This window comes from Teredinibacter sp. KSP-S5-2, from assembly GCF_032773895.1.
In the GTDB taxonomy this organism is placed as follows: Bacteria; Pseudomonadota; Gammaproteobacteria; order Pseudomonadales; family Cellvibrionaceae.
In genome coordinates, this window is record NZ_CP120416.1 from 2527648 (window position 1) to 2541810 (window position 14163).

General features: G+C 42.8%; 14 protein-coding genes. 6 read left to right on the top strand and 8 right to left on the bottom strand.

Features of this window, described 5'->3' with window-relative positions:
* Nucleotides 1–10: 10 nt before the first annotated feature.
* Nucleotides 11–928, bottom strand: coding sequence for a rhodanese-related sulfurtransferase (locus P5V12_RS10995; protein WP_316953135.1), 918 nt, complete (start codon nucleotides 926–928; stop codon nucleotides 11–13).
* Nucleotides 929–1020: 92 nt separating this feature from the next.
* Nucleotides 1021–1323 (bottom strand): BolA family protein, encoded by a 303-nt coding sequence (locus P5V12_RS11000; protein WP_316953136.1) that lies wholly within the window; start codon nucleotides 1321–1323, stop codon nucleotides 1021–1023.
* 198 nt (nucleotides 1324–1521) lie between these two features.
* On the opposite strand from P5V12_RS11000, the gene P5V12_RS11005 reads away from it, so the two are divergent.
* Entirely contained in the window at nucleotides 1522–1761 is a 240-nt protein-coding gene (locus P5V12_RS11005; protein WP_316953137.1) for a hypothetical protein, read from the top strand.
* Nucleotides 1762–1902: 141 nt separating this feature from the next.
* Nucleotides 1903–2511, top strand: a complete 609-nt coding sequence (locus P5V12_RS11010; protein WP_316953138.1) for a response regulator — start codon at nucleotides 1903–1905, stop codon at nucleotides 2509–2511.
* 49 nt (nucleotides 2512–2560) lie between these two features.
* On the opposite strand, the gene P5V12_RS11015 is transcribed toward P5V12_RS11010, so the two are convergent.
* The 4 genes from P5V12_RS11015 to P5V12_RS11030 all read right to left on the bottom strand — a co-directional run bounded on the left by P5V12_RS11015 (nucleotide 2561) and on the right by P5V12_RS11030 (nucleotide 6025).
* Entirely contained in the window at nucleotides 2561–3481 is a 921-nt protein-coding gene (locus P5V12_RS11015; RefSeq protein WP_316953139.1) for a hypothetical protein, read from the bottom strand.
* Between the two features lie 179 nt (nucleotides 3482–3660).
* Nucleotides 3661–4542 (bottom strand): RNA polymerase sigma factor SigJ, encoded by an 882-nt coding sequence (gene sigJ, locus P5V12_RS11020; protein ID WP_316953140.1) that lies wholly within the window; start codon nucleotides 4540–4542, stop codon nucleotides 3661–3663.
* Nucleotides 4543–4556: 14 nt separating this feature from the next.
* On the bottom strand, nucleotides 4557–5069 hold the full coding sequence (locus tag P5V12_RS11025) for a hypothetical protein (protein WP_316953141.1): 513 nt from the start codon (nucleotides 5067–5069) through the stop codon (nucleotides 4557–4559).
* 281 nt (nucleotides 5070–5350) lie between these two features.
* The gene (locus P5V12_RS11030; protein WP_316953142.1) at nucleotides 5351–6025 is read right to left on the bottom strand and encodes a DUF4332 domain-containing protein; all 675 of its coding nucleotides are present in this window, start codon (nucleotides 6023–6025) and stop codon (nucleotides 5351–5353) included.
* A 701-nt stretch (nucleotides 6026–6726) separates the two neighbouring features.
* On the opposite strand from P5V12_RS11030, the gene P5V12_RS11035 reads away from it, so the two are divergent.
* Nucleotides 6727–7143, top strand: coding sequence for a DUF3429 domain-containing protein (locus tag P5V12_RS11035; protein WP_316953143.1), 417 nt, complete (start codon nucleotides 6727–6729; stop codon nucleotides 7141–7143).
* A 6-nt stretch (nucleotides 7144–7149) separates the two neighbouring features.
* Here P5V12_RS11035 and P5V12_RS11040 read toward each other — a convergent pair whose 3' ends face one another.
* Both P5V12_RS11040 and P5V12_RS11045 read right to left on the bottom strand, forming a co-directional pair.
* Nucleotides 7150–8262 carry a hypothetical protein gene (locus tag P5V12_RS11040; RefSeq protein WP_316953144.1) on the bottom strand — a complete coding sequence of 371 codons (1113 nt, stop codon included), beginning with the start codon at nucleotides 8260–8262 and terminating at the stop codon, nucleotides 7150–7152.
* Between the two features lie 367 nt (nucleotides 8263–8629).
* A complete protein-coding gene (locus P5V12_RS11045; protein WP_316953145.1) occupies nucleotides 8630–9511 on the bottom strand; it encodes a LysR family transcriptional regulator in 882 nt (293 codons plus the stop codon).
* Nucleotides 9512–9623: 112 nt separating this feature from the next.
* Here P5V12_RS11045 and P5V12_RS11050 point away from each other — a divergent pair, with 112 nt between their 5' ends.
* The 3 genes from P5V12_RS11050 to P5V12_RS11060 are packed head-to-tail and all read left to right on the top strand — an operon-like array spanning nucleotide 9624 to nucleotide 14059.
* Nucleotides 9624–9920: a hypothetical protein gene (locus tag P5V12_RS11050; RefSeq protein ID WP_316953146.1), complete on the top strand. Its 297-nt coding sequence runs from the start codon at nucleotides 9624–9626 to the stop codon at nucleotides 9918–9920.
* On the top strand, nucleotides 9917–10999 hold the full coding sequence (locus P5V12_RS11055) for an efflux RND transporter periplasmic adaptor subunit (RefSeq protein WP_316953147.1): 1083 nt from the start codon (nucleotides 9917–9919) through the stop codon (nucleotides 10997–10999). Before P5V12_RS11050 ends, P5V12_RS11055 begins: the two co-directional genes overlap by 4 nt.
* Nucleotides 11000–11002: 3 nt before the next feature.
* On the top strand, nucleotides 11003–14059 hold the full coding sequence (locus P5V12_RS11060; protein WP_316953148.1) for an efflux RND transporter permease subunit: 3057 nt from the start codon (nucleotides 11003–11005) through the stop codon (nucleotides 14057–14059).
* Nucleotides 14060–14163 lie beyond the last annotated feature (104 nt).

Consider the following 14163-nt stretch of genomic DNA (forward strand, 5'->3'; position numbering starts at 1 on the left):
GTGCAGGTGTTTATTTGCCTTCACCTATATGACTTTCGCCTCGTGCTTTTGCCAGGGCAATTTGCTTTTGCCGCTCTTCAAAGCGGGCCTTCTGCTCTGGAGTGATATGATCGTAGCAACGCGGGCATGTCACTCCAGGGGAATACTTTTCTGACAGTTTATCCTGCTCCCTTATGGGGTGGCGGCATGCATGACAAAGGTCATAAGAGCCTTTCTCCAGGCTGTGATTCACTGCGACCCGGTTGTCAAAAACGAAACATTCCCCCCGCCATAAGCTTTGTTCCTCTGACACCTCTTCAAGGTATTTCAGGATTCCCCCCTTTAAGTGGTAAACCTCTTCAAATCCTTGTTGCTTCATATACGCCGTGGACTTTTCGCAACGAATACCGCCAGTACAGAACATGGCAACCTTCTTATTCTTCGCCGGGTCCATCTGCTTTTCAACGTAAGCCGGTAACTCTCTAAAGGAATCTGTATTAGGGTTCACAGCACCAGAAAACGTCCCAATTTCATACTCATAGTAGTTACGAGTATCAATAACAGTCACATCAGGGTCAGCAATCAGCGCGTTCCAGTCCTTCGGTTCAACATAGGTTCCAACCACAGCATTGGGGTCGATATCTTCAACCCCCATAGTCACGATTTCCTTCTTCAGCTTCACTTTCATGCGATAGAAAGGCTGTTCACCCACATAGGATTCTTTGTGCTCAATCCCCTTAAATGCCGGAGTTGCCTCAAGGTAGGCAAGCAAAGCATCTATGCCCGCCCTGGAACCGGATACGGTTCCGTTAATGCCCTCATGGGCGAGCAACAAGGTGCCTTTTATCCCCTGTTCACGACAAAAAGTAAGCAGCGGTTCCCGCACGTCCTTATATTCGGGTAAACCAACGAACTTGTACATTGCCGCAACGACGATCTGATCAGACATATAAACACAACACCTTACTGGGGATGACTTTACAAAAGGGGCGGGATTCTAGCCGAAAAAAAGCTTAAAATTCAACCAAAACGTAACCATTCTTATTTACTTCCACCGGCACAAGGAGGAGAAGCAGGAGCTTGGCCTTGCCATTCTTCAGCGGTATACAGGTGCAAGGACAAGGCGTGCAACCCAGCAGCAAACTCGCTATCCATCAACTTGTACAGCGTCTGGTGACGCTTTACTTTTGACATATTCTGAAATGACTCACAAACCATCACCACCTTGAAATGGGATTCCGCCCCTTTAGGGACACTATGACCATGACTTTCATCCAATACTTCCAAGTGTGAAGACTTGAATTCGGAGGTTAATAAATCAGTAATACGTTGTTTTCTCGACATAAATTGGCTATCCAGCAACTGAATCCCACGCAAGATCAATAAGCCTGCACTGGGGTTTTAATTGTTTATTTGATCTATCCCACTGGCATTATATAACCTAGGGACTAAGCTTATTTTGCACAGTGGGCTAAAGCATCTATTTGACGTTAAAAACCACTGATTAGATAATAATCATTTATACTAACTGCGAGATGTATCATGAAAAATGGCTTTGTATTTGTCGACCGCCGCAGGGGGAACGATAGAAGGCAAATTGCCGACCCTTGTAAAGAAATGTCTCTCGACCTTTACCACCGGAAACGACGCAAATCCCGTGACAGGAGAGACGCATCCAAAACACTCACCGACGACTATTATGCATATATGCAGAAAGTTATGGACAAAATCCATTCAGAACAAAAAAAAGCACACGCACAAAACCGCGTTCTATCTGCCTGACCGTCAAGTGAGAATGGGGGAATAAACCAAACCACTCATTCTCACCGCCCCACCTTATTTCTCTTAGCGAAGCCCGCTATTCTAACTATACTTGTTTAAGTCTGTCCTCCTTTTGTCTTTCAGTTTTGAGATCAAAAAACAATGCTCACTCAAATGGAACAAAAAATCGTTCTTGCAACTTTGACCCAGCGTCGTGCCTGGCTTAGAAAAGCAGTCGAAGACAGCAAACTGGACCCCAAACTCAGAGAGGAAAATATCGAAGCCATAAAACTTCTGGATAGCGCCCTGCAAAAAATATCCAAAATTCCTCTTGCTCAAGCTCCCCCTATCAAAGACACCACAAGCAAAGAACAAAAAATGGAGGGCGTCGCAGCGGCCAAGGTATTAGTAGCAGAAGACAATGGCGATTCCGCCAGTCTATTAATGGAAGTCTTATCAGATATGGGGTTTAAGAATGTCGACCTAGCTAGAGATGGTAAAGAAGCCTTTGATAAAATAAAACTGATGCAATCTGGATACGATCTCATTCTGTGTGACTGGGATATGCCAGAGCTTTCCGGCCTTGAAGTCCACCAAAAAGGTAAAGCATCCAACACCCTGAAAAACGCGCACTTTATGATGGTAACAGCAGTTTCCGAAGGGAACAGAATTCGAGAGGCAATTCAACAAGGAATTGACGACTATATTGTAAAACCAATAGATGTTGAAGTTCTGGAAAGCAAAATTAAATCCGCATTAAAACTGGAATAAAAACGTTCACTTCCCACAACCCCTTCAATATATACACATCAAACAGTTATTATTTTGGCACCTCGCCAGTCCAAGTCCAACCTTTAAACACTTTACCGTTAATCGACGCATCGTGGCCGCCAACTTGCGCGTTCGGGTTATCAATGCCCTGCCAGTTCTCCAAAGTGGAACCATCAATCTCAAAAATAATTCCCTTCCCCGTTAGGGAAAATGGTCCGCTAACTTTAGACCCATAATACGCACCAAAGAGATTTGAACCAGTCATTTCCAGATGCTTCACTTCAGTATTGGACACCTCGACCGTACCCTTGCTGTATATTTGCAGTTTATCAACTGCTGATTTTTCTCCGGAATAAAAATAGCCATTCCCCCAAGTCTGCACAGCATTAAAATGGCTCGAAGTCGCATTAACTACGGAGTTATCCGTTACCAGAACCTGAATATTTTTATTTCCGGCCTGAAAATCGATATGCGAACTAGTGGATGCCCGAAACATTCCGCCGTCCATACCGGTCACAATTATATTACTGTTGCTATTGGCGGAGTAACTTGGAGAAAAAGCGTCGGAAGGCTTATCAATATGCGATGCAACGCGGTTGAGAAACACATTACTATTTAACGATGCACGAACAGCAGTCTGAGATTGAGCGTGAAATAGAGTAAGGTTATCCAACACAATATAAGCCGATTTTATATCAATTACAGCGGCAGAGGCATCACTCAGCCCCCCCAAGATGGTTGCGTTATCTCCTCCGCCTTTTAATGTAAGGTTAGAAAATCCATTCAGTAGTAGAGAGCCCTCACATTTCCCAAAAATCAATAGTTCAGCCGTCACTTCCCTAGCAGCAGAGGTAAGGTATTTTTTTAACGCCAAAGGGTCTTTTCCACACTGCACTTTATGAGCCTCGGCAGAAAATGCGGAATTGGAAATAAAGGAAAAAACTAACGCTAAAGTGACTAAAGCTTTCATACCACCTCACAATACTCATATTTATATGATAGATAATCTAACAAATCTTTAGTCAGTATAGCGAAATCATCTCCGACGCAAAGCGGTACAATACTCTCAGCTACATCACCTATTCACACATAAATTGAGTTCACATCACTTTCGCCTATCTCCATTCAAAATAAATGAGAAACATTTTATTAATGGAGTGAAATATACTTAAGCTTATCTGGATTTCTATGCGCATAAATTTGACTGATCTTCCCATCTTCGATAATAAACTGCAGTCCTGAAATTACCTTACCCTCTTCCTTGATAATTAAACCAACCGCTCCGTTATATTCAGTAAAAGTATAGTTTCGATTGCTTTCTGCCTGAAGGAAGCTTTTAGCAACATAGTATTTGAAAAATTTAGCAATATCCGCTGCACCGGTAAGTACTTTTAACGACGCGGCCGCTTTACCACCACTATCAGAATAAAAAACGGCATCAGCAACAAGTAAATCTGTTAAAGCTTCCGTATCGCCATGTTTAACAGCATCAAAGAATGCTTGAGCATATTTTTTTTGCTCATGTTTTTCCAGTTCTTGATGTATCACGTTTTTGCCCAATTTGGATCGAGCCCTACTTGCCTGCTTACGACACGCTGACGCCGACTCATCCACCATATTGGCAATGTCATCAAAAGAGAAATGGAAAATATCATGCAAAATATAGGACACTCGCTCTTTGGGTGATAAGCGCTCAAGAACAAGCATGAATGCAATAGACAGGCTTTGGTCTAGTTCATGAATTCTATCCGGGTTTTGCTTTTCCTCCTGAAATGGTTCAGGAAGCCAAGGACCAATATACGTTTCTCTCGTCACCTTGGCACTTTTTAAATGGTCCAAACACAGATTTGTTGTCGCGCGAAAAACCCACGCATCAATATTATCTATGGTCGAGATATCTTGCTCTGACAATTTGATAAACACCTCGTTGACGATATCCTCTGCTTCAGCAGAGGAACCGGTCATACGATACGCTAGCCCGATAAGTCGACTTCTATTTTGCTGATAGGTTTGCGTGATCGTTTCCTGCATAGATACCTCAAATGTTAAAAACTGAATTCCATCACCTGACAGCTTTTTGCCACCCCAACAGATCTTTTCAGTGTTGGAAATAATTTAGCCGTGCTCACTGCAATTCCCAACTCAAGTAACTGTCCTTTATCGAAAACCTGCATCATATAGTCTTCAAGAGGCTGGCCAATCGTTTCATTTAACGAAACTTTGGTAGCATACTCAAAGATCTCCTTATAGGGAGAGGATAACAACTCCGGTGTGCGAACCGCCTCTTCAATAACCATCCGGTCACACCCGTCTTCCAAAGCCATACGAATATTGAGCTGTAAGCATTCACCACAGTCCTCCGACTTCATTGCCGCAATCTTAACCACCCAATAGGCCTCTCTACCCAGCAACTCGCGATGAGATGCCAAGGGTCTAAAGCCTTCAAATTTACTGTATCCGTTTGGCGAGGTCTCCAGTAGCTCACGAATATAGGTGATATCGTAGTCAAAATGATCGCCAAACTCGGTAAGTTCCTTCAGTTTTTGAGCGTAGGTCATAGATAGAATCTCCAGTTATATTAATCACTCCTACACAAGACGAGCCAGGGCAAACAAATGTGACACACCAATGGGCGAAGCAGAATGAGGGACAGACAGTGGACTGTCAGTAGACATCCATTAACAGGCTAACTTAGCCAGCATTGAAGAAGGAAATGAACAGGGCACGACATCAGCCTTACATTGGAAAGATGACAAAGGCAATTGTTGAACAAAAAACCGGCTAAACGACCACAGCCTCGATTTGACCGTGGTCGTAAATCAACAAAAAAGACAGGAAATCAGTATTGGATATCAAAAGTCAATTGACGTGCCGCTTTTACACACCTTTGCGCATCAACAGGACGAAGTCGTTTTATTGGATAAGCAAGCTGTTTCAACACATACTGCATTCTCAAATACAGTAAGTCTTCGTTGGTAGAAGCTACCTTCGCAACCGTATCTATGCCTGTTTCATAAATCACTCGACAACAAACCGCACCCGCCCAGGGAATACGTGACAAGTCCGATAGTTTAACCAGCTCCAGCAAACTTTTTGGTTTTATACCCAAGTGTTGCACTAGGTTTTTCCGTTTTTCCCTTGTTAACCCAGCTTCAAATAAAGCCCGTGTTGTATCGACGCCTTCTTTTGCCAGCTTTGATACAGCATCAAAATCAACATCCGGAAGAACACCCAATTGCATTGGTGTCGCTTCCATGCTGTTTATTTGATTTAGCAGTAAACAAAGATACTCCGGTTCTACACCACATTCAGATGAGAATTCGCTGACATGAGCTTTTGAGCGCAGAGCACTTCGCAATTCAGAGAGGTTTCGGATACCTTGTCGACTAATGGCAGTAAAACGTTTATTGATTTGTTTTTTCAGGGCCGTTCGACTGGGGAGAAGCTCTTCTTTGGTAAGTTGTTCAAGATAATGACCTAATTCGATACGATCATAGTCGAGGGTATAGCCCATTGGTATTTCTAGCTCCGAATTGTTCTAACATTAATGCCAAAAAGTTATTTTCAATGGCATTGTTTTTGTCCAGTAGACCGCATTAAAAATAACATAAAGCTCATGGATATTTTCTACCTTGAGTAAAGTTCAGGAAATTACATCTGTCTAGATTCAAAAACAAAAAAACGGGATTAAAATCAAAAAATTGCGCGTTTCAGCACCTTTTCTGCAGCAAAACCACCAAGCAATAAAACGTCAAACAAAAGATATTTTCCTTCGATACATATAGTTTCATACCAAATTAAATTTTATAAAAATTTTGTTGAATATTTTTGACAGCCAACCAATACCATTTAGGGATGGGTCTTATGTCTGGCAAGAAACTCAAGCCTTAATGGACACACAAAAAAGCCCTAGTTGTGACAGAGGACACACAAGAGACAGAGATAAAAGAAAGCGGAAATAAATGGTCAAACAACACAGTCTTTTCGATGAGAACTCTTATCATTTTCAGCGGTCATCAAAAGTCGATCCTAGGCATAGAAAACACAACGCCATCATAATGACGTCATGAAATTGTCGACAGAAGGTAGAACCTTTGCGTATTACCGCCCAAGAGCAACCGCTTCGAACAGCTACACTTTAAAGAATCCAGCAGACGCTTTTTTCCGTAGATACAAACAAGTCCGATGCATTTGTGATTTGAAGGATATGAAGTAATGAACCATATAAAGACAGTGACTGACCTATTCGGGTTTTTAGGGTTATTGCCATTTATTGCCTACCCTTTATATGTGCTTCTTCTAAACCCGGTTTCTACACTGATAGATGAGTACTATACCACATACGGTTTGGCAATTATCTGTTTTATGACTGGAACCTGGTGGGGACAAGGACTTGCTGAAAACTATAAGCCAATAGTCGTTTCTGCTCTCCTATTTGCATTAGCTTTAGTCTGCTATCTTCTTTTTTATGAATACTGGCTACTCATTGGTGGCATTCTTCTTTTACTACTATTTGCTCTGGAACGATTTACAAGTATTTTACAGGGGCCAAGCGTGGAATATCAGAAGCTTCGGTTTACTCTCACTCTTGGCACCAGTTCATCTCTTGTTCTCAGCCACTTTGTAACCTAATACCCACTATCCGGCCAGTTTGGCGGCCATCTTTCTTAGTTCTTTATTGTCAGTAATATTTGATATCTGATTTAGCAAGTGAGAATACTTTCCAGACTCCGGATGCAAGCCCAGATAACGACACGCTAAAATCTGAAAATCCAGATTTTCTGTTCGAGATTCGTTGGCCAAATAAGGCGATCTCAACCGCGTAACAACCTTCTCTTCAAACTCGGCAAAATAAATATTTTCCTTTACAGCTTTTTCAAGCGCCAAGATAGCCAGTTGATCTGAAGAGTGATCAATGAGACGCAAGATATAAGCCTGATCCTCAGTAAATCTTTGATTCATATAATCCCGGCTATTTTTTACTTTCTCCAACTCAGCCATATAACCAAAGCTTTCCAGCTTTTCTCCCGCTATCAATCGAACACTTTCGGACTTGGCATGTTCACTCATTTCAACCAATACGGCTTTGAATGCACCTCTCTCAGGGTGATAACTTAAGTATTCAGCACCTTGTTTAACCAGACCCAGCTGCACTTCATCTACATTCAACTCATTGTATCCTTGCAACATATTGACAACCCAGTTATCAAGAATATTGAAGTAGCTTCCCGATTCCACCGCATGTTTAACCCCGTATGTTTTGAAGTTGATATTGTCATGGGAAACGAGACGCATAATGAATGCTTCTGTTGGAGAGTTGGTTGCCTTACGATATTTTTTGCTTTTTTGTAAAAGATTAAACTCCACGAACTCCATATAGGAATCCAAAGCAGGAGCTATTTCGTTCTTTATTTTTTTTGACCGGGCGTTTCTGTGAACTTGATCAACAAAATTATAATATTTGTATTGACCGCTAGCGATTAAAGCTTTTGACCCTAGAACAATTTCATCACGAACTATTTTACTACGACTTTTTCCGTTAAAAGCGGCAAAGACATTATCCTGTATTTGGTCGAGTACTGCAGCATCCCTTTCCCCACCTAACTCAGCAACCGACCGATACACTTCAACTTTATCCTGATAATCTCCATTTTTTAACACGTTTAGCATCCAGTCTACTGATTCCGCCGACACAAGACTGGAAACAAAAACCAAATAAATCACTACCACATAGCGATATAGATTATTCACGACCCGACCCTTATTAGTTTTTTGTTTGCAAAGAATAAACAATGATTTTTATTATTTTTCTTACAATGCACTGCCGATGATACATGAAAGAATGGCACGTATTGCATTAAAAGAAATAAGACGAAAACGCCTGTACGATTTTATTATCTATTAAAAAACAGCTCGCATATTGTACCAAATCAAAAGTCTGCTTTTAACAGAAAGATGTAAAAGCCAAAAGATATCTGATGCATTTTTACATACTTTTACAAAATCTATCTTGGGTCGCACAAAAGGAAATAGCTTTGTATAAAGAATGAAATGACAAAAGTTCGCCATACCGGCAAATCAACAGACAAAGTCTTTTGTTCAACGAAATATTTACGACTTACTTGTGTAATAACTGCCAAATTCGTGAAGCTACCGGCCCGGCGGAACTCGTCGCCATTCTTACAACGTGCACTTCAACAAACGCATTGCCGCCAAGATCCTCAATGACAATTTTTTTGAGAATGCCACTTTTGAGCTCCTGCTCCACCAAGTGTTCAGGGATCGCTCCCCAACCTGCTCCTGCACACAAAAGTGCTTTCTGGCTAAACAAGTCATCGGTTTTGATAATGGAGATCCCATCGGAGAAGAAAACTGTATCTGAGTCGACATCCAACTCAAAAGACTTCGGCATAATTTGGGGGATGTGGCTTAACCGAGTTTTGGTTATTCCCTGGCTGGTATCAAAATCGACCAAATCCCGATGAAGAACATCGATTAAACGCATGTCGGAAAATACCGTTGTTTCGAAATCACCAAAAGAGAGAAAGGTCGGTAACCAAGGTGATATTGCGATATCAACTTCGCCTTTAAGCAGGCTATTGAGCGCCCCGAGTCGCTCCTTACCGGAGACATGCAATTCGGTCATAGGAAACTCGGATTTTACCTCCTTAATCACATTAAAGAGCTCATCAGCGGCAGTGGACACATCGTAGGCAATGCTAACCTCCTTCTCGATTCCCGCTGCGAGATGGGAAGCATAGCTACGCAAAATCGACTGCTGCCGATGCATGATACGAAAATGCCGCAGTAGCTTCTCCCCTTCTGGAGTGAGCTCCAGGCGGTATTTACTCCGGGATAACAAGGGAACGCCGAGGGATTCTTCTAGCTTCTTGAGTGCTATGGATATTGCCGGCTGGGTTTTATGCAGAACTTCTGCTGCTTTCGACAGACTTCCAGTATCTACTACAGTAATGAAAAACCGAATCTGCTCCAGGTTCATATAAACAACACTTAACATCTAGTGAGATAACATTAAATATTATTTTACACCCTCCACAGCTACTATGCGACTCATTATCAGTGCCCGCGTCCGCGAGTGAGGAGCAGAGTACATGTGCAACAATGGCGAACACATCATTAAAGCCGTTACACAGCATTTTGTTGAACACCAAATCCCCAGAGCCCAGCTTCTGGCCGAAAAAGTGGAACAAAATGAAATGCTCGATAATGAAGAAATTGCATTCTTGAATGAGTTTATTGAAGAACACAATCTGATCACTCCCCTTCTTGCACGGCAACCCGCATTTCAGCAAACCGCTCTTGATACCATCGAGATGGTCAAACGAGTGGTTAAAGTTGCGAATGAGAATAAACAAGTTTTACAACATACAACTAAGGACCCCGAATGACCAAATTCAATAAACGTTTACTAGTATTTTGCATACTTCCGTTCATCGTTTTAGGTTGTGACAATAAACAAGACGTTCAAACCATAGAAGTTGCCCGCCCGGTGAAAACGCAAATCATTGGCAGCGAACACGCGTCGCCCATCCGGAAGTTTCCCGCCGTAGTTGAGGCAACAGAAGACGCGGAGATGACATTTAAGGTTTCCGGCGAATTAACCGAGCTTCTGGTAAGAGCTGGAGATAAAGTCGAGCAAGGACAAACACTCGCCCGCCTGGATCAGAAGGACTACCGGATCGCCTACGATCAGGCAAAAGCAAACTACGATTTAGCCGAGTCCCAGTTTTCCCGCATCGAATCAATGCACGAAAAGGGACTGATATCAGCCTCAGACTACGATCAATCGAAAGCGCAGCTGCAAGTATCAAAAGCAGCTCTGGATTCGGCAAAACTCAATCTGGACTATACCGAGCTAAAAGCCCCTTTTTCCGGCTACGTATCCAAGCTTTTTATCGACAATTACGAAAATATTCTTGCTAAACAACCCATCCTTCACCTCGTTTCACTCGGCACGATTGACATTGCCATTCAGGTACCGGAAGAGATCATGTCCCGGGCGAAGAAAAACCTCCAATACAACCCGCAAGTCTATTTTGATTCCCATAAAGAACGACAATATAAAGCGGATATAAAAGAGTTTGATACGCAAAGCGACCCGGCAACCAACACATTTAAGGTTGTTTTTTCCTTACCGCACCCTGATGAATTTAATGTCCTTCCCGGTATGACGGCTACAGTTCTGGTCGATATGAATATCGTTTTGGAAAAGCCCATGACCCCAATCATTTTACCGAGTCACGCTATATTCAGTGATAAAGACACACCAGACGCCCAAAGTTACGTGTGGTTGGTTGGTAATGATATGCGTTTAAAGAAAACGGCTGTAAAAACCGGTGATTTTACCGGAGACGGTATCAATATTCTGGACGGGTTAAAACTTGGTGACACTGTCGTAGTTGCCGGCGTTCATCGCTTAACCGAAAACCAGTTAGTCAGCTTCTGGCATCAGGAACGGGGGCTATAACAGATGGACATCGCCCGTTATTTTATTACCAATAAAACCACCAGCTGGCTTGTTACCGCCATTTTACTCTTGGGTGGGGCCATTGCATTTTTCGGCCTCGGTCGCCTTGAAGATCCGCAATTTACCATCAAGCAGGCAATGGTGGTAACGCTGTATCCCGGTGCTTCTCCAATGCAGGTTGAAGAGGAAGTGACCTATCCCATCGAAAATGCGATTCAACAACTCCCCTATGTCGACAATGTTAAATCCTATTCAACTGCAGGTTTGTCTCAGGTTATGGTGGAAATGCATAGCCACTACCGTAAGAACGACTTACAGCAAATATGGGATGAATTACGTCGGAAAATAAATGACCTCACGCCTAACCTCCCCCCTGGCGTAAATCCTCCAATGGTGGAAGATGACTTTGGCGATGTGTTTGGCATTCTGATTGCGGTTACAGGGGAAGGATACAATCAACACGACTTAAGTAATTACGTAGATTATTTACGTAGAGAACTTGTTCTGGTCGAAGGTGTTGGCAAAGTTGATGTACAGGGCAAGCAACAGGAGCAGGTAATTGTCGAGATATCACGAGCCAAACTGTCGTCTTTTGGCATATCTCCAGACCGCTTAAGTCAAATTCTCAATACACAAAACCAGGTATCAAATGCTGGGCGAGTCTCTGTCGGTTCAGAGATTATTCGCTTTCATCCAACGGGTGAATTTCAATCTGTTGAAGAACTGGAATCACTGATTATCAGTAACCCCGGTGCAGCGGAACTTATCTACCTAGGGGACGTTGCAAAAATATCACGCGATTTTATAGAAATCCCCGACAATGTTGTCCGATACAACGGCAAGCCAACATTATTGATCGGTATTTCTTTTTCACCCGGCGTGAACGTAGTCGATATTGGTCACGCCATTGACGAACGTATTCAAGAACTGGATAGCTCGCGCCCGGCAGGTATGGATCTTGAGTACATATACAATCAACCCAATGAAGTTGACCGTTCAGTCTCTGATTTTATTCTTAACCTGGTTCAAGCTGTTGCTATTGTAATCGTTGTCCTGTTTATTTTTATGGGCATGAGATCAGGCATATTAATCGGCTTCATCCTATTAGTTACAGTATTCGGCTCATTCATCTTCATGAAACAAATGGATATTGAATTACAGCGAATTTCGCTCGGCGCACTCATTATTGCTCTTGGAATGCTGGTCGATAATGCCATTGTCATTACGGAAGGCATACTCATTGGTATTCAAAGAAAGATGAGCAAAATCGACGCGGCATCCCTCATTGTCCGACAAACAAAATGGCCCCTACTGGGTGCGACCATCATTGCAGTTTGCGCGTTTGCTCCTATTGGTTTGTCCTCTGATGCTACTGGCGAATTTGCCGGTAGTTTGTTCTGGGTGTTACTCATATCGCTGTTACTCAGCTGGGTCACAGCAATTACAGTGACACCTTTTTTTGCCGATTTTATTTTTGCTGAAGCCAAGCAAAACAACCTTGCCGAAAATATCGATATCGATCCCTATAGTGGTACCCTATTCGTCTGGTATAAAAAGCTATTATCTTTCTCGCTTAAACATGCTGTACTTACCTGTATCGTAATGGTTGCATTGCTTGTGGCATCTGTCTTGGGTTTTGGCATGATCAAGCAATCCTTCTTCCCGCCATCCACCACGCCTATGTTCATGCTTGACCTGTGGTATCGACAAGGCACAGATATCCGTAGTAACAGCAAAATAACGGAGGAAATTGAAAATCATCTACTTGGTCAGCCCGGCGTTGAGCAGATTTCCACAACAGTTGGACGTGGTGCCACTCGGTTTATGTTGACCTATGAGACCGAAAAATATTACGAAAGCTATTCGCAGTTGATTATTCGTATGTCAGATTTGGAATCTATCGATGCACAACTGCCTAAACTCATCGAGCACATGAATAATCAGCATCCTGAGGTGGCCTATAAAATCAAACGTCTGGAAGTTGGCCCGTCTACGGATGCAAAAATCGAAGCAAGATTTACCGGCCCCGATCCGGCAGTATTGCGAGAATTAGCCGATCAGACTCAGACAATTTTCAAAAGCCATCCTGATGCACGCAATATACGTCACGACTGGCGACAGTTAACCAAAGTGCTACGCCCGGAGTTTAATGAACCAGCAGCAAGACGGGTTGGTATCAGCAAACAAGATCTCGATAGTTTATTGTTGATGAGTTTTAACGGTATACCTGTCGGTCTTTATCGAGATGGTACCGACTTACTACCCATTGTTATTCGCCCTCCCGAAGAGGAAAGAACAACGATAAACAGTTTGAAAGACCTGCAAATATATAGTGCAGCGGCTAACCAGTATATTCCAATTACGCAAGTGGTGAGTGAATTCAAACTGCAATACGAAAACCCGATTATTGTTCGTCGCGACCGAAAACGCACGCTCACGGTTCTTGCTGACCCGAGTATTCTGGGAGAAAAGACCGCTGCGGATTTGTTTAGCGAACTTCGACCAAAAATCGAAGCCATCCCCTTGCCTGAAGGTTATAAACTTGAATGGGGTGGAGAATATGAAGCGTCAACAGATGCCCAGGTCGCGGTATTTAGCGCCCTCCCCCTCGGCTATATCATCATGTTTATCATTACCGTCCTGCTGTTTAACTCATTCAGATCTGCAGGTGTAATTTGGGTTACGGTTCCGCTCGCCATGATAGGTGTTACATCTGGCTTACTTATCACTAATCAACCCTTTACGTTTATGGCACTTCTTGGCTTCCTGAGCTTATCGGGCATGATGATTAAAAATGGTATTGTTCTTGTCGAACAAATTGCGATTGAGCTGGAAGATGGTAAGTCGGTAAAAGATGCTCTATTTGATGCGGGTGTAAGTCGTGTCCGGCCGGTATCCATGGCAGCTGTCACAACCATATTGGGTATGATTCCTTTACTATTCGATGCTTTCTTTGTCAGCATGGCCGTAGTAATCATGTTTGGGTTGGGCTTTGCAACAGTGCTCACCCTGATCTTTGTTCCAGTCGCCTATAAAATTATTTATAAGGTTGATTATTAACGAAAGTAAAATCGACCAACACTGGAGGCGACAACCTTGAGCACCCTAATGAGGGTGCTCAACTTTAATATTTAACTGCATAAAAAAGCACTATGTCAGCAAAT

What these genes read in the sequence shown, in the direction of transcription:
- P5V12_RS10995 (WP_316953135.1), bottom strand. Translation starts at nt 928, where the DNA reads ATGTCTGATCAGATCGTCGTTGCGGCAATGTACAAGTTCGTTGGTTTA.
- P5V12_RS11000 (WP_316953136.1), bottom strand. Translation starts at nt 1,323, where the DNA reads ATGTCGAGAAAACAACGTATTACTGATTTATTAACCTCCGAATTCAAG.
- P5V12_RS11005 (WP_316953137.1), top strand. Translation starts at nt 1,522, where the DNA reads ATGAAAAATGGCTTTGTATTTGTCGACCGCCGCAGGGGGAACGATAGA.
- P5V12_RS11010 (WP_316953138.1), top strand. Translation starts at nt 1,903, where the DNA reads ATGCTCACTCAAATGGAACAAAAAATCGTTCTTGCAACTTTGACCCAG.
- P5V12_RS11015 (WP_316953139.1), bottom strand. Translation starts at nt 3,481, where the DNA reads ATGAAAGCTTTAGTCACTTTAGCGTTAGTTTTTTCCTTTATTTCCAAT.
- sigJ (WP_316953140.1), bottom strand. Translation starts at nt 4,542, where the DNA reads ATGCAGGAAACGATCACGCAAACCTATCAGCAAAATAGAAGTCGACTT.
- P5V12_RS11025 (WP_316953141.1), bottom strand. Translation starts at nt 5,069, where the DNA reads ATGACCTACGCTCAAAAACTGAAGGAACTTACCGAGTTTGGCGATCAT.
- P5V12_RS11030 (WP_316953142.1), bottom strand. Translation starts at nt 6,025, where the DNA reads ATGGGCTATACCCTCGACTATGATCGTATCGAATTAGGTCATTATCTT.
- P5V12_RS11035 (WP_316953143.1), top strand. Translation starts at nt 6,727, where the DNA reads ATGAACCATATAAAGACAGTGACTGACCTATTCGGGTTTTTAGGGTTA.
- P5V12_RS11045 (WP_316953145.1), bottom strand. Translation starts at nt 9,511, where the DNA reads ATGAACCTGGAGCAGATTCGGTTTTTCATTACTGTAGTAGATACTGGA.
- P5V12_RS11050 (WP_316953146.1), top strand. Translation starts at nt 9,624, where the DNA reads ATGTGCAACAATGGCGAACACATCATTAAAGCCGTTACACAGCATTTT.
- P5V12_RS11055 (WP_316953147.1), top strand. Translation starts at nt 9,917, where the DNA reads ATGACCAAATTCAATAAACGTTTACTAGTATTTTGCATACTTCCGTTC.
- P5V12_RS11060 (WP_316953148.1), top strand. Translation starts at nt 11,003, where the DNA reads ATGGACATCGCCCGTTATTTTATTACCAATAAAACCACCAGCTGGCTT.